Origin of the sequence: Pseudomonas brassicacearum subsp. neoaurantiaca (assembly GCF_013608025.1) — a bacterium.
Classification (GTDB): Bacteria; Pseudomonadota; Gammaproteobacteria; order Pseudomonadales; family Pseudomonadaceae; genus Aquipseudomonas.
This window is the reverse complement of sequence record NZ_VDLV01000033.1, coordinates 137,141-155,308: the sequence shown is the minus strand read 5'-3', so window position 1 is coordinate 155,308 and position 18,168 is coordinate 137,141. Positions and strand designations below refer to the sequence as shown.

Annotated in this window: 23 protein-coding genes; all 23 read right to left on the bottom strand. The window is 60.9% G+C overall.

Annotation, left to right across the window (positions count from 1 at the left end; all coding sequences use genetic code 11):
* Position 1: 1 nt before the first annotated feature.
* Entirely contained in the window at positions 2-1,822 is a 1,821-nt protein-coding gene (locus FHK92_RS17950) for a phage tail protein (RefSeq protein WP_181289224.1), read from the bottom strand.
* Positions 1,819-2,424, bottom strand: coding sequence for a phage tail protein I (locus tag FHK92_RS17945; RefSeq protein ID WP_181289223.1), 606 nt, complete (start codon positions 2,422-2,424; stop codon positions 1,819-1,821). Before FHK92_RS17945 ends, FHK92_RS17950 begins: the two co-directional genes overlap by 4 nt.
* Positions 2,424-3,305 (bottom strand): baseplate assembly protein, encoded by an 882-nt coding sequence (locus FHK92_RS17940; protein ID WP_181289222.1) that lies wholly within the window; start codon positions 3,303-3,305, stop codon positions 2,424-2,426. Before FHK92_RS17940 ends, FHK92_RS17945 begins: the two co-directional genes overlap by 1 nt.
* Positions 3,302-3,628 (bottom strand): GPW/gp25 family protein, encoded by a 327-nt coding sequence (locus tag FHK92_RS17935; RefSeq protein ID WP_181289221.1) that lies wholly within the window; start codon positions 3,626-3,628, stop codon positions 3,302-3,304. Before FHK92_RS17935 ends, FHK92_RS17940 begins: the two co-directional genes overlap by 4 nt.
* Positions 3,629-3,633: 5 nt before the next feature.
* Positions 3,634-3,882 (bottom strand): hypothetical protein, encoded by a 249-nt coding sequence (locus tag FHK92_RS17930; RefSeq protein WP_181289375.1) that lies wholly within the window; start codon positions 3,880-3,882, stop codon positions 3,634-3,636.
* A gap of 58 nt (positions 3,883-3,940) precedes the next feature.
* Positions 3,941-4,501: a phage baseplate assembly protein V gene (locus FHK92_RS17925; RefSeq protein WP_181289220.1), complete on the bottom strand. Its 561-nt coding sequence runs from the start codon at positions 4,499-4,501 to the stop codon at positions 3,941-3,943.
* Positions 4,498-5,028, bottom strand: a complete 531-nt coding sequence (locus tag FHK92_RS17920) for a hypothetical protein (protein ID WP_181289369.1) — start codon at positions 5,026-5,028, stop codon at positions 4,498-4,500. Before FHK92_RS17920 ends, FHK92_RS17925 begins: the two co-directional genes overlap by 4 nt.
* Complete coding sequence (locus FHK92_RS17915) at positions 5,015-5,677, bottom strand: hypothetical protein (protein WP_181289219.1); 663 nt, start codon at positions 5,675-5,677, stop codon at positions 5,015-5,017. Before FHK92_RS17915 ends, FHK92_RS17920 begins: the two co-directional genes overlap by 14 nt.
* Positions 5,674-5,988: a head-tail joining protein gene (locus FHK92_RS17910; protein WP_181289218.1), complete on the bottom strand. Its 315-nt coding sequence runs from the start codon at positions 5,986-5,988 to the stop codon at positions 5,674-5,676. Before FHK92_RS17910 ends, FHK92_RS17915 begins: the two co-directional genes overlap by 4 nt.
* Positions 5,989-5,990: 2 nt before the next feature.
* The gene (locus FHK92_RS17905; protein WP_181289217.1) at positions 5,991-6,986 is read right to left on the bottom strand and encodes a major capsid protein; all 996 of its coding nucleotides are present in this window, start codon (positions 6,984-6,986) and stop codon (positions 5,991-5,993) included.
* Between the two features lie 58 nt (positions 6,987-7,044).
* On the bottom strand, positions 7,045-7,254 hold the full coding sequence (locus FHK92_RS17900; RefSeq protein WP_181289216.1) for a hypothetical protein: 210 nt from the start codon (positions 7,252-7,254) through the stop codon (positions 7,045-7,047).
* A gap of 46 nt (positions 7,255-7,300) precedes the next feature.
* On the bottom strand, positions 7,301-7,645 hold the full coding sequence (locus FHK92_RS17895) for a head decoration protein (protein WP_181289215.1): 345 nt from the start codon (positions 7,643-7,645) through the stop codon (positions 7,301-7,303).
* Positions 7,642-8,802, bottom strand: a complete 1,161-nt coding sequence (locus FHK92_RS17890) for a head maturation protease, ClpP-related (protein WP_181289214.1) — start codon at positions 8,800-8,802, stop codon at positions 7,642-7,644. The genes FHK92_RS17895 and FHK92_RS17890 overlap by 4 nt, the downstream gene beginning before the upstream one ends.
* Positions 8,799-10,280: a phage portal protein gene (locus tag FHK92_RS17885; protein ID WP_181289213.1), complete on the bottom strand. Its 1,482-nt coding sequence runs from the start codon at positions 10,278-10,280 to the stop codon at positions 8,799-8,801. The genes FHK92_RS17890 and FHK92_RS17885 overlap by 4 nt, the downstream gene beginning before the upstream one ends.
* Positions 10,280-10,486 carry a phage head-tail joining protein gene (locus FHK92_RS17880; protein WP_014339651.1) on the bottom strand — a complete coding sequence of 69 codons (207 nt, stop codon included), beginning with the start codon at positions 10,484-10,486 and terminating at the stop codon, positions 10,280-10,282. Before FHK92_RS17880 ends, FHK92_RS17885 begins: the two co-directional genes overlap by 1 nt.
* 1 nt (position 10,487) lies before the next feature.
* Positions 10,488-12,500, bottom strand: a complete 2,013-nt coding sequence (locus FHK92_RS17875) for a phage terminase large subunit family protein (RefSeq protein ID WP_181289212.1) — start codon at positions 12,498-12,500, stop codon at positions 10,488-10,490.
* A 4-nt stretch (positions 12,501-12,504) separates the two neighbouring features.
* Positions 12,505-13,107, bottom strand: a complete 603-nt coding sequence (locus FHK92_RS17870) for a hypothetical protein (RefSeq protein ID WP_014339653.1) — start codon at positions 13,105-13,107, stop codon at positions 12,505-12,507.
* Between the two features lie 147 nt (positions 13,108-13,254).
* A complete protein-coding gene (locus FHK92_RS17865; protein ID WP_181289211.1) occupies positions 13,255-13,599 on the bottom strand; it encodes a phage holin family protein in 345 nt (114 codons plus the stop codon).
* A gap of 511 nt (positions 13,600-14,110) precedes the next feature.
* Positions 14,111-14,470 (bottom strand): PA0613 family protein, encoded by a 360-nt coding sequence (locus FHK92_RS17860; RefSeq protein ID WP_181289210.1) that lies wholly within the window; start codon positions 14,468-14,470, stop codon positions 14,111-14,113.
* Complete coding sequence (locus tag FHK92_RS17855) at positions 14,463-16,682, bottom strand: VapE domain-containing protein (protein ID WP_181289209.1); 2,220 nt, start codon at positions 16,680-16,682, stop codon at positions 14,463-14,465. The genes FHK92_RS17860 and FHK92_RS17855 overlap by 8 nt, the downstream gene beginning before the upstream one ends.
* A complete protein-coding gene (locus FHK92_RS17850; RefSeq protein WP_181289368.1) occupies positions 16,672-16,899 on the bottom strand; it encodes a TraR/DksA family transcriptional regulator in 228 nt (75 codons plus the stop codon). Before FHK92_RS17850 ends, FHK92_RS17855 begins: the two co-directional genes overlap by 11 nt.
* Positions 16,896-17,414: an HNH endonuclease gene (locus FHK92_RS17845; RefSeq protein WP_181289208.1), complete on the bottom strand. Its 519-nt coding sequence runs from the start codon at positions 17,412-17,414 to the stop codon at positions 16,896-16,898. Before FHK92_RS17845 ends, FHK92_RS17850 begins: the two co-directional genes overlap by 4 nt.
* The gene (locus tag FHK92_RS17840; RefSeq protein WP_181289207.1) at positions 17,407-17,925 is read right to left on the bottom strand and encodes a phage regulatory CII family protein; all 519 of its coding nucleotides are present in this window, start codon (positions 17,923-17,925) and stop codon (positions 17,407-17,409) included. Before FHK92_RS17840 ends, FHK92_RS17845 begins: the two co-directional genes overlap by 8 nt.
* Between the last annotated feature and the right edge of the window lie 243 nt (positions 17,926-18,168).

Here is an 18,168-nt window from a genome sequence, read left to right as displayed (position 1 = left end):
TTTAATACCCGATTGCAAAATAGGCGTTGGTTTTCCCGGCAGAGTTTGCACTGTAGAAAGTCGTTTCAGTGGTACTGAAAAACTCTGCGCCCTCAAAAGCCGAGGATAAATTCGCAAATGGTGAGCCAACCATGCAGAGACACTTATTGGGGAAAGGGATAGTGAAGGTGCTCATCGATCCTGCAGGAGCCGAGTTGGGCGCGGTCCCCCATTGGAAAACAAACCCACCCAAAAAAGTGGGCAAGACCAAATACCCGTTCGGCGTGAAGCTCGCAGCAAAACCAAACCGCAATTTCCTCGGCGTCACCACGGCCGTGTCAATGCTGCCTTGATCAACCTCGGGCTGAGTCGCGACGGTACCGGTCAGTAGAGCCACACCGTTCCACTTGAGCAAACCCAGTGCATCCATGATTAGCCGGCCGGCCCGGACCCCGTTCCAATAGAACCCCACCGCAGGCGCATAACTGTCGCTGCTTTGCCCGGTGCCGACTTGCTGGGCTTCTCGGATAAGCATCGCCGAATCGCCTGCGCCTACACCGGCCGTCGGAGCGCTGATTATTGGGAACTGTTGGCTCACATAGTTTGGTTTGACCTTCAGCGCGTCAGTGATGCCATAGCCATCAAGCGATGTTGATTTCGGCGCCTTGGTCGCCAGCAAGTCGAGTACTGTCGTGGCGAAGTTGGGGTCGTTGCCAAGGGCTGCCGCCAGCTCCTTTAAGGTATCCATTGCCGCCGGAGACGAATCCACCAATCTGGCGATAGCGGCCTGAACAAAGGCGGCGTTGGCAATCTGGACGGAGTTGGTCCCCGCCGCTGCCGTTGGAGCGGTAGGCACGCCAGTAAAGGCTGGGCTGTTCAGGTCAGCCTTGAGCCCCAACGATTGGTCGACTTGGGTTTTAGTGTAAACGTCGGTCAAGCCATAGCCCGCCGCCGTGGTCGGATTGCTCGCCGAGACCACGCGGCCATACTTGTCTATTTGCACGCTTCGGTAGGTGCCCTCGGCTACGCCCGTTCGGCCAAACGCCATCTCGAATGCCAGAGGGGTCGATCCCAACGTGATAGGACCATCCGTGACCAACTGCCACGCGCTATCACCGTAAAGCGTGCCTTTTTCGACCAGGACCAGAAGGCCCGGAGTGACTTTGGCCGCTGTATTGGCATCGCTACGGCGCGACCAAGCACCAGGGGCGACCAAGTACAAGCCATTGTCTTTGCTTTCGGTCTGGTTCTTCACCAAGACCGACGCGCCAGCCACCAGCGGTACCCCGTCGATCGTCTGCAAGCCGCTCAATACAATGTTGGCTGTCGTCGCTACCAGCACCGAATGTTTGAAGTCCTGACGCGCCAGCTCTTCTGTGACAAATTCACGCGTTGCCAGAACGATGCTCGGGTCAATTTTGAGCGTGACATTCGTCGTGCTGCTGACAATGAAATTCACCCGGACGACTTGAGTACGGGTGGATCCCTGCGGCAGAAGTGGCTTGAAGCTTGGCGCACAGTTCGCGACCGCTACCAGATCCCCGTCAGCGTCATAGAGGCCGATCTCTCGAATCCAAAACCCACCCTCATCAGGTGGGATGACCTGTTCCGCTATCAGTACCGCTGGGTTGGAAGGATCAATAAGCAGCTGATTTAGCGGGCGGCGACGCCATTCATTGATCAGGGATGTTTGGGCCGCACTGGGAATGGGGTCAGTGCCGTTGGCATCCCCTACGCCCATTTCGGTTATTTTCCAGGGGATGCCAAGCGCGTTGGCGTTCGCCTGCTTCGCTGCGCCCACGTTCGTAAGGATGGCGAAAAACTGAGAGGTCTGGTCAATCATTGATATACGTCCAGGGTGTCTATGATGTGTTCTCGCCCGACAACGCCAATGGAACCAGTGACTTCAATGTCGCGCTGAGCAGGCGGGTACACGTCGATTTCGTCGCCCTCATACAGGGCAACACCAATGTTGAATTTCCCTCGGGTCTCGAGGCTGATCGCCAGTTCAGTGACATGGCGGCTGACAGGCCGGGCGTCATCAATTAGCCACGTCAGTTCCTTGTACGTTTCTTCGCTGATGCCCCCATCCGAAACGCCGATCTTCAAGGCAAACGTTCCCGGTACGCCCTTTGGTTCAGTCTCAAACCACTCGACCACCTCAATCAGGTAACCGAACGGCTCCACCACCCGCCGGAGCGCGCCGATGGTGCCTTTGTGGGCATGGACAAAGAACGAAGCGCGGATCACCGAACGCTTGATCTCCTCCGGCCAAGCCTCGTCCCAGCGATCCACCGACCAAGCCCAAGCCAGTTGGTAAAGCAGGTGCGCCGGGCAGGTGTCTGGGTTGTATAAGGTTCGGAGGGGGACATCGGTGGTTTCATCGATAGCCGCTTCTATTGCCCGTTCAAGCTGGGTGCTGTTGAGCGGTAGCAAACTTTTCATCAGCCACCCCGCGTGACAGTGAAGCCCGAGCACCACGCCGCTTGCGCTTTGGTGGGTCGAATGTCTTGCCAGCCAGGAATCTCAACCCGAGCCACGCCGCTGACATGGAGCTGCGCATCAATGGCTGAACGGGCGACCTCAACACCCAGCCGGCGACGTGGATTGATCCAGGCTTGCAGACGCGCATTGCACTCGGCCAGCGCAGCCTCGTTTTCCGGGCCCGTGCCGGCCATGTACACCACGGCATCGATGCGATACGGCAGGATCTCTGCGCCTTGTACGGTCAATCGATCTGCGACAGGTCGCCGGTCTTCATCGTTGAGGTAAGTGCTCACCTCGGCCAGTAGCTCGGGAATGGCCGAGCCGTCACCCTCAAGTGACAGCACGGTCACCACCACCTCGGCCGGCGCCGGACTTTCTGCCGTGGCATCCGCCACCAGACCGGAGGCGTTTCGGGCATGCAGGATGTAGCTGTTTCGCGGCCCGGCCGTGGTCAACCCCTCGTACCTCAGTTGAACGCGCTCGCGCAGGGCCTCGTAACTCTCCAGCACCGCAGGAACTGGGGGTACGGCAGTTGAGTCTTCAGCCTGGATGACCAAACGCTGCAGGTTTACGTTGGCGGCCAGCTGCTCCAAGTCAGCGCCCGTGGCGTGAGCCAGGAAAAGCGCCTTGGCTGCATCGTTGACCCTGGCCCGGTTCTGCATGCGTCGATAGGCGCCCAATTCCAGCAGTTTGGTCACCGGATCGCTCTCCAATAAAGCGCTCCAGTTGTCGCCCATGTATTCGCGAAAGGTCGCCAACTGCCCCTGATACATTTCCTCAAAATCCAGGCTTTCCAACACTTGCGGCGCCGGTAGCGCCGAAAGGTCGATAGTGCTCATACGTTAACCTCCAGCACTACGCCGTTGCCAATATAGGAGCCCGTCAGCTGCAGGATGATCTGACCATCCACCACAGCAGTGACCCGCACGCGTTCCAACTTCAAGCGGGGCTCCCAGCGCCCCAGGGCGCGGGCGACTTCAGCCTGCACCGCGCTTTTCCAGCCCTCGTTCACCGGCAGGTCGACGTAACGGCGCAGATGACTGCCGTACTCCGGCCGCATGCGGCGGCTGCCGACCGGCGTGCTGAGAATGTCTTCCACGGACTGCCGCAGATGCGCCGAACCTGACAGCGGCTGCCCCGTGCGACGGTCCATTCCGATCATGGCGTTTACTCTGTCAGCGGTTGCAGATCCGGGTGGGCATTCAAAAAGGCGTATTGCTCATCTCCGCATGCTGTGACCTGACCGGCGACCACCGGCACGGGCTGGCCGTCGGGCATGATCAGCGTGCGCGAGGTGAAGCGTGTGTCGCGAAATACTCGCGCCGGTCCGATGGTGGCCGGCAGCTCAGATCGGGCGGGTTCAGGCGCCGCCGCTTCAGCAGGCTGCGGCTCCGTCGCTGTTCGTGTTTTGCTCATAGGTATGCTCCAGAAATGCAAAAACCCGCACGCGGCGGGTTGTGGATAAACGTCTGGCTCAGTGTTTGTGGTTCGGCGTGTTGCCGGTGGTGTCGATGATTTTGCCACCGCCGTTGATGTCGCCAGTGACGCGTAACGGGCCGTTGATCAGCACGTTACCGGCCAGGGTGATGTCGCCCGCCGAGGCGTTGATTGCGCCGTCCGTGACGACCACTTCGGTGCCTCCGACCTTGATGGTCACGGTGCCGCTTGGCACAGTGATGCTGTAGGTGCTGGCCTGCCAGTCGTAGACCAGCGAGCCACCGTCATCGAAGCGCCATACCTCAACGTGGTCGCGGTTATCTGGCTGGCCTCCGGCGTTGCCATACAACCCAGGCACAAAGGTGCCCTGTGCCGGTTCGCCGCTCGGGCTGATCAGCGCGCCCTGTTCACCCAGGCTGGGCGAACGCCAGTGACGGGCCTTGCCGGCGGCGATGCTGTGCCAACGCACCCAGGCGCTGGTCCAATCCCCGCCGTCAGACACCCGAACCATGCCGGCCGCCAAATCCACCCCAACCACGCGACAAGGGATGATCAGACCGGCCAGCATGCGGTCATGCTGCGCGCTCGCGTAGGTCATGCCAGTTCCTCCGGAGGCAGGTAGCTCCCTTCGCTTCCTGGTCCAGTTTCAGAGCCGAAGCCCCAGAGCAAGGAACCAGGTGGCTGGTTGGGCCAGGGCCATTCCTCCTCACCGAGGTAAATAGTCTGCGTCCACTCAACGACCCAGACGGCATAACCGTCTAACTCGGGTCGGGTCCAGTCTTGGGCTGCCCGGACGAATTCGGCGGGCTCGACCTCCAGCCCCCATGTCTGGATACGCAACAGCACGGCCATTTGTGCGGCGGCGAATGCCGCTTTCTGCTGGCACTCGGCATCCTCACCGCCAACGATGAAGCGCACCTCCAAACGCGCAACCAGCGCCGTCTCCCCGGTACCCGGATCTCGGCCGGGCTCCAGCTCGACCAACTCAATCACCGCAGCAGGCAAGTCGATGTGATCGGCCATATAGGGCATGGTCCGCACGCAGGCCAATCCTGGAACCGCTTGGTCGATATGAGCCTCAACAGCCTGATACAAAAGCTCAAGATTGAAGTCAGACACGGGCAGATCCTCGCAGATACTTCTGCAGTTCAAAGTTCAGTTCCTGCCCCAGGATCTCAAGCAGGCGTTGGTGCGCCCGCTTGGTCCATGACTCGAAGTGCGGCCGGACGTCTTCCAGAGATATCTTGGCCTTGGCGAGTGGAAAGCGGCTGTCGTTCTCCGAGATCCAGCCTGAGCTTGCCCCACCACCGCCAGACACCTCACTCTCGGGGTAGTCGCTGGCCTTGAAGTGCTTGCTCGCGGTTCGAATCCAGATGTCGGGCCGGCTGCCATAGACCTTTTTGAAAAACGCCCCCTCATATCGACGGCCAGCTACCGAAACACCCGACCGTGATTGTCGTGGTCGACCCGCACGGCTGGCCTCAATCGCATTGATGCCGAACCACAGCTTGCCTTGCCCATTGCCGGAAAGCGGGTAGGCCCGCAGGCGCTGCCGGACGGCAGACACCGCGATGCGCTCCTGCCGGCTGACGGTGCGGGCAATGTGGGTTCGCAACCACCGTAGCGTTTTGTTGATGGCTCGGCGCTGTGCAGCTAGGGAAGCCTTGGGCACCAGCGCCGCGAAGTCGGCAAACGCTTTCAGGTCCGACCGATCAGCCTGCAGCGTGATCATGCCGCTGTTGGCCGATTGCTTGACGTAGCTGCCGACGCTCATGGGGATTTCCTCAGCACCAGAGTCACCAAACCATCACCGCCGGGCTCCGGCCTGACGATGATGTAGTTACCACCGCCGTCATGCACCGGCAGGTCGACCACGACCGCTTGCCGCTCACTGACGCCCTCGGCGTCCGCCACGCGGATGACCAGATGCGGCTCGCGCAGGCCGGTGTTAATCCGGCCGAGTTTGGGCTGTAACCATGGAGCGGAGAACATGCCCAGGACCGGGCGACCTTCGATCAGCACCGTGTCGCCGAGGACATCGAATACCGTGTTGTCCAGGTCGCCGACCAGTTCGCGAAAGCTCACTATCAGAGTTCCAGCAGGATCTGCGCACGAGGCCGTGAGCACAAGTGCAGCGGGTTGGATTGCGCTTCGCCGGCCACACCTTTGTTGAACGGCAACGGCTCCAGCTTGCTGTAGTAGGGAATGCCCTGGGTATTGACCGTTTCCATGTAATCAGCCGGAGCGAACACCGAGATGTACAGGTCCGGCACGCCTTCAGGGACCAGCAGCGCCTTGTCGTCATGGACGAAGGCCACACCGGCCACCTTGCCACGGTAGCGCTCCCAGACGATGCCGCCGAACTCGAAACTCTCCCGAGCGTCACCACGCAATGCCGCCGCTTGCTGCGTGGCGATGTAGGTTTCCTTGACCGACTTGTGAACGATCAGCTTGTTCCAGAAATTCTTGCCACAGAAGGCGCGGGAGCCGGTGCTGGTGACGCTGCCCAGCGCGTCCTCCTGCATGTCCAGCGCCTCCCCGCACTTAACGCGCAGTTCGGTGCTCGGGTCGTTCAGCCCCATGGATAGTTTTTGTCGGGACACTCCGAAGGTGGCGTATAGGTCCAACAGAGGTGTCGAACCGTCGGCGTCCAGAATCAGGCCGTTGAGTGCACCCATGCGCTGAAACTCGTGCGTGGCATCCAGCTGACGACGCGCTTTTGCCAGTCGGGTGTTCACCACGTCCTGTACCGCTTGCAACTCGGTGCGAGTGCCGAACGCCCGGATGCCCTGGATCTCGTCGGCCTTGATAGTGAAGCGTTCCGGCAGGTGCACGGTGTTGAAAGGAATCATCTTGCGTTTGCTGGCACTGACCACCAGCCCCGAAGAACCGCGCTCCCCTGCTGGCACCAGCGCCAAGGTGTCGCCGTCCTTCTCGATTTGCACTGTCAGGGTAGCAACACCCTCTTCTTGAAACAGGCCGAGGCTGCTGATGCGGCCCGGCAGATAGGGTTGTTCGTTGATTGCTGCGGTGAGCGCTGGTACGGCAAACGCTTCGTCGTCAAAAATGGCGATATCGGCCATGGGTACACTCCAGAATGAAAAAACCCGCCGAAGCGGGTTCAAAAGATTGTTTGTAGTTCTAGCCCTGACGTAGCACTCGAATTGCGTTGGCAACTCCATCGGCATTCAGGTCTAGTGTTTCCAAGGCTGTCGCGACGTTGTCTGCAACGTCGGCTGAACCTCGCTCTGCGACCCACTTGGAGAGTTCTTCAACAGCTGCGCCTATTGCGTTCTGATTGATCAGCAGTAGCTCCAACGCGCTGGCTAGGGCTTCGTTGTGGTCTGGCATGGAAATCTTCCTTGGTAGAGTTTTTTCTCATGCTAGTTCATCCACTCTAACGAACGATCAGAAAACGCGCGGAGAGCGCCTTTTCGGCATCGAGGTCAAGGCCGGTTAGGTGTACCTCGCTGACCTCTGCCAGACGCACTACGGCCCGGCCTCGACGTACCACGTCGGATTCCCCAAGCGGGCCGAAGAGGATCGCCACGGCGGTTTGCGTGCCGTCTTCGGCTGTCGGGTCGTAAGGGGCGAACTCGCCCGTGGCAGCGATCAGCCCGAGTACTTGCCCCGGATTCAAGGCAGGGCCTGCCGCGACGTTGATTGATTCACGCGAAATGTTCCCGGCGCCCTCGGACAGGAGGAATTCACCGGCGTGCATCGGTTCCAGTTTGATGGTCATGGTCTTGCTCCTTTCGAGCTATTAGCGCTACCTGACTGCGCCGCCTGACGGGCTGCCCAGATAGAGGTGGGGTCGGGTTGTTTGGCCTGGACCTTCGGGGCCGGGTCTGCGTTGAGCGGTAGGCTGTTGTCGATCTCGAAGCCTTTCCCGCTGCCCACCAGCTTGTCGAACAGACGCGCTCGAACCGAGGCGGCATCCAACCCGGCCGCGACGTACTCGGCGCTGAACTCAGGCAGTCGTGCGGCAACGCACAGATCGTTTACGGCCTTGGCGCGGGCCAAGCCCGCCAGGACGATGGCCTCGTTTTCCAGCTTGGTGGAGTTGAGCAGTGGCTCAATCAGGTTACTGATGCCATCCGCCGTACAACGCTGGGTGATCATCAGAGCCAGCTTGGCCGAGTTCGCCACAGGAGGCTCCTGGGGCGGATCAGTAGGTTCAGGCTCCAGCTCAGTATCCGGCTCAGGTGGCTCGTCCAGTAGGGCGAGCAATTCAGCTGGGGCATGCTGGTAACGCTGCAGCACTGCGCCCTGCCCCAGACACGCCTTGACCTTCACCCCGTCGCCCACCTCATCGGCCAGCCCCAGGGCCACCGCTTCGTTGGCCGTCAGCCAGGTTTCAGCCGCCACCAGACGCCGAAGTTCGGCTTCGTCGATGTCCGGCGCCTTGGCCTTGTAGGCCGCGATGATGGCCTCCATGGTTTGATCCAGGACGTCGGCCACCTTGCGGAAGTCTTCGGCGTCCCCTGCCGCGTAGGTCCATGGGTTGTGGATCATCAGCATGGCGTTGGAGGCGATGACCACGCGGTGGGCCCCGCAGACCGCGACACTGGCCGCGCTGGCTGCCAGGGCATCGACCCGGCCTGTGCAACGCTCGCCCAAGCGGGACAACGCGTTGTGCATCGCCAGACCGTCGAACAAATCGCCGCCGATGCTGTTGAATGCGGCGATCACCGGTGAAACGCCGTCGTCCATGGCGCGCAGATCCTGCACGAACTGATTCGCCGTGATGCCCCAGGTGCCGATCTCGCCGTAGACGAACACCTCGATGACCCGCTCCTCGGCTTCGCCGCTCTCCTGCATGGCGTACCAGGTCTTGTCCTGGACGTTCACCCGCTGGCCGGCTCTGTTGTAAGTGCGCGGAAGCGCTGGTTTGCTCATGATTGCTCCTTGTCGTCAGTAACCTCGACGGCCTCGTGCGTGTTGTAGTTGAGGCCCAGCGCTTGGGCCCTTGCGTTGTCGGCAGCGTTTTCCGCATCGACGGTTTCAGCGTCGTAACCAGTGCGGGTGACCATCTCGCTACGTGAGGCGAACCCGGCTTGCACTTCCATGCGGCGGGCCTGCACGTCCTGAACAGGCTGGATGTAGGCCCAGCCTTGCGGCACCCAGCGCGTGCGCAGGTATTCGCGGCGCCGTTTGGCATAGTCGTCCAACGCCAAGGCACCGGACAGTACCGCCATGTCCATCCAGGCGGCACGGATCGGGCGGCAGAGCTGATGCACATACACGCCGAATTGCAGTTGTTCCAGGCGGCGCCGGAACTCGTTCAACACGACGCGCAACGCCCGGTCATTCACTTCGCGCATGTCACCGGTGAGGATCTCGTAGGGAGTTCCGGTGCCCGCCGCTGCTGCCATCAGTTGTTGGCGCATGAAGTCGGGATAGTTGTTGCCCGCGTCCGGCGGCTTGGAAAACTCCACCTCCTCACCCGGCCCCAGCTCCTGCATGGTGCCGGGCTCCAGCGCAACCATGGGCGTAAAGCCGTCACGGTCAAGGTCAAGCGGCTGACCGGTGACAGGATCCCTCGGCACGGGGCCCGATTCCGGTGCCGGACGGCTGATAAAACCGGCGAAGAGGTTTGCAACTTCCTGCCGGAACAGCACCGCGTCGTCATAGTTATCCAGGCTGCGCAGGCGTTTGAGCACGGGAGACAAGCGCGGTACACCGCGCAATTGCCCCGGTTCAACCGGTTCGAATATGTGCAGCACCTGCGATGCCGGTACCCGTACCAACTGGTTGTAACCCGCGTTCAGCGATACGCCGTCGCGGGGGTGCGACAGGTACATCCAGTAGGCAACACGCTTGCCCTCCGGATTGAACTCGATGCCAGCACGAATGGCGTTGCCGGTGCGCGTGGTCTCGAATTTGTCGTGGGGCACGAACTCCGGCGCGAGAATCTGCACCTGGAGTGGCACCGCCAGCCCCTCGTCAAGGCGGCGTGGTCGTAAGCGGACAAAGCATTCGCCGGAAGTCTCGACGGTGCGAGCGACCAGCGCCTGCTGCCCATAAAAGTCGGTGTGCTCATCGGCGTCCGACTCGTCCGCCCAGTCATCCCATAGCAGCTGCAGCAACTTGCGAAGCGCGTTGTCTTCGGTGTTCGGCCTGGGGGTGATGCCCGTGCCGATCAAATTACTAACGCGCTTGTCGATGACGTTAAAGGCATACGGGTCGTTGCGCACCGCCGCCCGTGACCGGCCGCGCAGGTTGCGCAGTGCCGGTGTGTTGATGCTGTTGATTCCGTTGTCGGGTGCATCCCAGCCAGTGGATCGGCGACCCTCTCCGGCGCCTTCGTAACTGGCCTTGATGTTCGACGGCAACAAGAATCCGCTACGGCTTAGCGTCGGATAGTGTCGGGCCATCAGACTCCTTTGCCTCCGTGATAAAGCCGGACTACGCGGGAGCGCGGCCCAGCCGAGTTGACCAGAGAGGTGCGGATCTCGTCGCGGGCCTTGATCAGCTCGTCGACGGTTCGGTACTCCACGGTTCGGTCGGTGTAGCGCACGACTTTCTCACCGCGTGCGATGGCCGCCTCAACCGCGTCGAGGTGCTTCTGTGTAAAGGACATATCAGCGTCTCTTCAGATAGCCGCTAGTGGAACTGCGGCGTTGAGGGGGTGGTGCAGCGGGTCGTGGTTGAGCCGCTTGGGCGACGGGTTGTGGTGTTGGCTGTGGCAGGGCCGCCGGAACCGGCTGAGTGACTCGTTCGCCCTGCACGGGCTTGATGCCCAGCGCGTCATCAAACAACCCAGACTGCGCCAGGGCCTGACGGACCCGCTCCCAGTCGTGCTCCTTGTAGCGATTGATGCCCAAGTAATGCGCCATGGCAAGGCAGTACACCATCAGGTCGAGGGCTTCGTTGCGCTCGGCCTTGCCCTTGACCCATTCGATGCGCTTGTGGCCCCGCACATACCGGGCGACCTTACGTTCAGCTACGCACTGCGCGAAGAAGTCGTCCGGCAGGTCACTTGCAAAGTGCAACGCGCCCGGGCCGGACTCGAATGGGTACCGGTTGTAGATCCAGTCTTTCGCCGTGTCGGTACCGACAAACCACAGCTCGGCGCCGTTGCGCTCGGTCTGGCCTTTCCAGGTCACATCCACCATGGATGGCCGCTGGGCAATCACCGGCTTACCGGGCTTGCTCGCGCCCTTGATGGCGAACACGTTTCGCCAGCGGCGCACGCGGCAGAACTGATAGACCTCGTCGGTGTGATGGCCGCCGGAGTCGACAGCCGTTGCCAGAATGCCCAGGCCGACACCACACGGATGCCGGTACTTGGCCTTGAGCAACTCGTCCAGCGCCGCCCAGGTGCGATCATCTGCCGGGTCGCCCGCAACGATCTGGTAGTCAATGACCCAGCGCTCCATGCCGACGCCCCACCCCATCGCCATGAACTCCAGGCGGTTGGCCTGGACGTCGACGGCGCCGGTGATCATAAGCACGCCGGCCGGCATCGAGCCGAGTGTGAAGTTCTCCAGGCGTGCCCGGTGCTTCAGGGTATCGGCCTTGGTTTGCTCCTGGGCGCTGTCCCACACCTTCGCCAAACGGGTGTTATAGAACACCTGCATCGGTTCAAGGTCGCCCTTGGCCTGGGCTTTTTTGGCCTTTTCGAACTGCTTGGCCAGGGACTTCCAGTCCATCCAGCCGAGCGGTGAATACAAGGCGTTGAGAGTAAACCCCACCGTCTCACCGTCACCCTCGGCATGGGCGCGCCATTCGCCTTTGGCGAGCATCTCGGCCTTGTGGTACTCCTCGATCAGCACGTCACAATCAGGGCCTGCGCACTGGTAGTGCACCACGCTGAAATCCCGCGAGTAGTGCAGGCGTTCCCATTCCAGGGTCTGCATGTGGCCGCAGGTCGGGCACGGCACGTAGTAGTGCCGCTGGTCGCTGCCCTCGAACAAGTCGGAGATCCGCGAGGCGCCCTTGATGGTTGGGGAACTGGAAAAGTAGAACTTCGCATTGCGACCGAACGTACTGCCCCGCGTTTCCGCCAGCTCGATGGGATCGCCCTCCTCGCCGATGTCCACTTCCCAGCGGTCGATCTCGTCGCCGTAGACGTAGCGCGCCGACAGCTCCGAAAGGTTGGCCGCCGAGCCGGCCGTTGTGACGTACAGCGACCCGCCTTCGAACTCCTTGGTGTCCATGGTGTTGCGCGAGTCTCGCGAGCGGCTGGAGGCCACCCGTTCGCGTAGCACCGGCGTGGCCTTGATGGTCTTGCCAATCCGCGAGGAGACCCGCTTCGCCAAGCCCAGGCTCGGTAGCAGAGTCAGGATGTTCGACGGCGCCATGTGGATCAGGCCGCCGATCCAGTTCAAAGCGATCTGGGTTTTCATCAACTGCGAGGCAACCATGGTCACCACGCGTTTGCAGGGGTGAGCCGGTGACAAGCAACGCATGGGTTCACGGGCATACGGTGTACGCGACGTGCGGTACTGGCCGGGCTCAGCGGCGCCGGTGTCACGTGGGATGCGCATGTATTCGTCGGCCCATACATCGATCCAGACATCCGGGTCGGGACGCAGCCCACGGAAATACGCCTCGCGGTACACCTCTGCACCGTCAGGGATTTCCGTGGGCATAGGCTCAACTCGTGTTCAGGGCGTGTTCAAGGTCCGCCGAGGACAGGCGCTCCGCGTCCTCCAGCGTGCGGCGCAAGGCCGCCGTCAGGTGCTTTTCGATTTCCCAGGGGTCGGTCATGACCGCCAGCTCCGGCGCCAGCTGTGGCGGCATGCCGAACAGCTGATCTCGCAGGAGGCGGCCAGCGTTGTAGGCACCCAATTTCACAGCGGGTAATGCAACCAGCGATCCCTTGGCTTTGTGCAGCTCGATTTCCGCGAGCTGGGCCAGGTTGTGCTCGCGCAGTGCGCGGGCCTTCTGGAAGTCGGGTAGCTGCCCCGCAGGGGTGTTCGCGGGCGGCGGCGCAGCCGTGCAAGTCGGCTCAACCGAGGTTGAAAGCTGGCCGTACACGTCACGCTGAATCCGGTCCTGCTGGTGACGCTCGGCGACGGCGGCTTTGCTCGGGTCGGCAGTGTCGCGAATCAACGCTTCGCTGGCCTGAACATCGACTTGTTTGCCGTCGGCACTGAGCACCAGCCGGTTGTTGTTTTTCAACCAGGTGATGTAACTCGGTGCCCTGCCGATCCGGGCCGCGAAGGCGCTCTTCGACAGGTACTGTGGTTCTGTCATGAGCCCTCCTTTCAACGGCTTTTCAATGCAGACCTTTCAATTTCAATGGCTTGAATTTCAGTAAGCTGGCAACCCTGCCGCTAACGCTTTCCCGCGGGTTTGCGACCCCGTACCCCAGGGGAATCGGCAGGGTCCCAGGCGCCAAAATCACCCCTGCCCACCAGCGGTGGGTGGTGCCTCTGCTATACCCAGCCGCTTGGCGGCCCAGCGTTCGTAAAGGCCGATGGCGACATCGGCGCCGGCCATCGCGGTGATGCTGCCCAGGCTGCCCGCTGTCCAGAGCGACATGCCGGCGGCGATCATCAACATCATCGCCGACACCCCGCAGACAACGCAGGCACCGGACCGCAGAGCCAGGCGCCTCAACAGCGCCCAGCCCCGCGCCCCATCCTTGTCGGCCCGCCACATCTCCCCCGATACGCCGCCGACCAGGGCCAGAAGAATTACTAACCAGATCGGCATTTCTGCCAGTGCTTGCTGCTCGTTCGTCATTGCCCCGCCCCTTAAACGCAAAAACCCGGCGCAAGGGCCGGGTTTGGTGTGTGGTGCCTGCCGCTTTATGCGGTCGCACCTATCGAAGATGAGTACTTTTTACAGTTCGATTCCGGTGGCAGCAAGCCCCTTTTAATGCCACCCGGTGAATGTCTGGTGAACGCCTAGGCAATGTCGGCGAATATCTTTATTTCGGCTTCCAGCGCCTGGGGCGCTGTCCTTCCTGTCCCACTATCTAGGGTCGAAGTAGGACAGCTACAGGCGCCTAGAATCGGGGCCTGCCCCACTGTCCTACTTTATTTTCTCTTCTCTCCCGTAAAGAGAAAAACTAAGAGCACGCGTGCGCGCCATGGGCGCGTATGCGCTCCCGCTACGCTCACACATGGGCGGGACGTGCGGGAAGGTTGGACAGTAGGACAGCTCAACAACAGCGCGGCCCGCGCTTGTCCAACTGCATCAAACAGCAGTGGGACAAGGCGAGCCGGTAGGACAGCCACGGACGCAAACGGGGTCAAGCAGCAACTCCCATCAGCAACCAATAGATGCACAGGTGCGCGTCATGCAGACGCTGGTAGTAGGTGTCGCGCCCGCAGCCACAGTGGGCATACTTCAAGCGCATGTCGCTGTCCTGGTTGCAGTAGTGCTCTCGCACGATCTGCACATGCAGAGGATCGAGGTGTTTGGTCACGATCAGCTCAATATCCAGCGAACCTTCCAAGGGCGCACGAAACGCCCGCCGGCCTCGAATCAGCTGCCCATTGCTCTCCATCATCATGGCGACCATGTTCCCACCGGCGAGCCCGCCGGCACTCAGGCCGCAATGCAGATCCTCGGCCCATTTGCGCAGCCGCGCATCGATCTCCTTAATCATCGAAACATGGCTCCTCGACCGGTTGCTGTTCCAGGTTCGATGCCCTGCCCCAGTTGTCTGGCTTCTTGTAAGCCCAAGGCCTGATGCCGCTCTTGCGCAGAGCAGGTTGCCGGACCTTGCGCCAACCCAACCGGTGCATGATCGCCCCGACCCGCATCTGTTCTGGTTTGCCCCAGTGACCGAAGTCCAGCTTCAAAGCCCCGAGCAGAATGTCGGTGCCGGTCGCAGTCTCGCCAAGCTGGGACTCTTCGAGCCAAGCCAGGATCGGGCCTTCCCATTCATCCACCACAAAGCGCTCTTCCTGCGCCTCGGCGAACAGCGGTGCCTCCTCCCGGTTAACCCACCAGATATCGCCGGACTGATAGCAAAACATCGCCTCGGCCCACAGCTGGTCGCGGATCTCGCGCAGTTGCTCCAGGTCGACCTTGGTACATGCCACCGGCCAATAACGCCGGTTGCCCGTGGCATCCTTCAGGTACTCGTCCTGGTTCGTCGTGCCCACGAAAACACACTGGCGTGGCACGTCCATCGTTCTGCGGCCATAGCTCTCGCGATAGGTATCCGTCGAGGCCGAGAAGAACTGCTTCGCCTTGGTGGACTCGGCCTTGTTGAAACTGTCCAGCTCACCCAGCTCAACGATCCACTTGCCGCGAATCGCCTGGAACCCGTCCTTGTCGCCCAAGGCGAAGGGGGTATCCATAAACCAGGCACCTCCCAGCACCGACATGGCCGTGGATTTACCGGCACCCTGCGCACCTTCGAGGATCATCACCGAGTCAGCCTTGCAGCCCGGCTGCATCACCCGGCCGACCGCCGACACCATCCAGCGCTTACCCACCTTGGAACTGTAATCCGTCGGGGCCACGCCCATGATGTCTGTCAACCAGGTGTCGAGCCGAGGCACCCGATCCCACTCCAAGCCATTGAGGTAATCGCGTACCGGGTGAAAGGCATGGTCATGTGCAACAACACTGACAGCCTCGATAACGCTGCTCGCCTTGACCCGCAGGTTGTACTGCTGCGCGAGCCACTTCATGACCAGCATGTCATCAATGTCAGCCCAATCGCCGACACCGCCGCCATACGGGGCAGCACGCAGCTTGACGATCTTGGAGCTGAACGCACTGAAGCCAATCACACCGGCCCAACGTTCGTCGTTGCCCAGGATCAGCTCTACGTTTTGCATGTGCGCGATCAACATGCCGTTTTCTGTGCGGGCCAACAGGTCTTTCCAGCCACCCGCTGCAGGTGGCTTGACCACCGCCAGTACCTGGCGGCGCACCGCCTCCAATCCTTCAGCACAGTGCAGGTCGTTGAAGTCGGTCCACTTGTCCTCTCGCTCAACCGAAAAGATAGGGCCGACTACCTGACCTCCTACAACCGTTGCCGCGTTGTTGGCTTTCTCTTCACCTGGGTTCCAGGGCTCGCCATTCGGGCGCTTGGTTTTCCAGTCATCATCCCGACAGATGATTATTGGACGCCCCGGGAACCGCTCGCGCATTGCCTTGGCGACCGTCATGAGGTTGCCCGCATCAAAGGCAATGGCGACCGTCAACGATGTCGCCATGTGCAGGCTTGCACCGGTGGCGTAGCCCTCACACACCAGCACTGGCTCACCCGGCTCAGGGTGCGGACCAATGAGGTGGAAGGCACCCTCTTTCGCCATCCCATAGGGCCAGTAAGACTTGTCGCGGCCAGTATCCTCTTGCTTCTCGGGAAATATCACTTGCAACCCGACGATCTGGTCCCGAGCGCTTTGCATCGGCACCAAAACCGCGCCGGAGCGCGGAGCATAACGAACGCCGAGGCCCACGATCTGCTTTCGGTCCAGATAGGCGCTACGGCCTTTCTCGGGCATCCGCTTGAACAAACCAGCGGCACGGTTAGCCGCTCGACGGGCAGCGTTGGCAGCCTTCTCAGCGGCCTTGCGCTTGGCTTCCTCCTGACGAGCGCGCATGACTTCACGCTCTTCAGGAGTCATCCGGCCGGGCTTTACCTTGATCTTGTGCGTTTCACCTGTACGCCAGTCGCCGAACGCACCGAAGATCAGGGTTTCGCCCTTCTCCGTGTGGTGCTCGTGTAGAACGTACCAGCCGTTTTTCTCTTTGCCCTTATCCAGGGCGGTCTTGCATCGAGTCAGCTTGCCGTAAATCAGCGGCTGCGCGGGCTCCAGACCGAAGTCCGCAAATTGATTCAGCACGTCATCGAGCATGGCGAGCCTCTCGTATCTCATCGATGGACTGACAGCTCACACACTGCGTGCAGCCCTGCTGGGCCAGACGCCGCGCCTCGGGGATCGGATCGTCACAGCTTTCACAGAACAACAACGAATGCCCAGGCAACGCCGGTTTGAATGCAGTTCGAGCAGCAAGTGCTTGATCGATGCGTTCCTGCACCAGATCGTTGGCGAAATCAGCGATATCCATCAGATCGCCCTCCAGGTTTGTCCCTTCACTACGTGAAGAATCGTGTTGCGACTGACACCAAATTTTTCACCTAGACGAGCAGAACCGAATGGCGATCCGTATTTCGACGAGTAATGGTTACGTATCCACTGGACTTGATCGGCGGTCAGCTTGGCTTTCGGATTTGATTCACCTTTGTGGCCCGGACGGCCCCGCTGTGAAACCCAACGGCCGCGCCCTTTACTCCGCATATCCTGCATATTGTCGAGCTGCGTCCCCAGAAAGAGATGCATCGGATTGCAGCATGGCGGGTTATCGCAGTGATGTAGAACACGTTCTTCTGCCGAAGGCGAACCGTTGAGAAGGCTCCAAAGATATCGATGAGCGAAGTGAACCTTCCCTTTACGATTAACTTTGCCGTACCCGTCGCGGCTTCTATAGCCGGAATAGACGATGCATTGGTTTTCGACCTTTAGCCTTGAGCCGAAACCTGAGTCGAGGGTTGATATATTCGAGATGAGTTCACACAAATCAGCCACGGCCGTCACCCCGCGTTGTCTGGTTGACGTACGTGGCGCGGTTGAACAATCCCAGCAGCCCCTGGATACCTCGAAACACCTGCAGGCGGATCGCGGCCAGCTCGTGATCGCTGACCACCCCATCGCCAATGCTCTTGGCCCAGGTGTCGGCCAGATCGGCCACCTGCCGAAAATACTCGGCGAGGCCGACGGTCAGGGTTTCCGGCATGTCAGTGGTGTACACCTCAGACAGCTCATGCCAGATCGTATCGCCGACCAAGGCATGCACCGCATCCAGAATGCGCCTGTCCTTCGTCAGCTCGAGGATCTCGCCAAACTCTTGAATGTTCACCGAGTGACTAGGGTGCGTGGGGGACAGCTTGTGCTGCAGCGTGGTGGGGTTTCGGCCAGTGGTGGCGGCGATTGCAGCGGCGCCGCCTGGGTAGTCCCGTGCGGCATGGTAAAGCGCCAGATCGAGCGGCAGGACTTCCCGCTGTGCTCGTTCGACGCAACTCAGAGCGATTCGGCTCATGGCATTAATCCTTGAAAGTTGCCAGTGCCGCGCGACATGCAGTGGTGATACATTTGCCGCGTGGCTTGAAAGGGCCCAAACGCCGGCTAGATCTTAGGGATCGACACCGGCACCGTGCCGGGGCAAGCAATCCGTTGCTCACCCCTGGCGCAACAGCTGCCCAATCTGTGGTGGAAAAGGCAGCAACACCAAGGCTTCCGAGCCTTGGGAAAGCGCGATAAAGAGAGGTGGTTTGCATGTGGT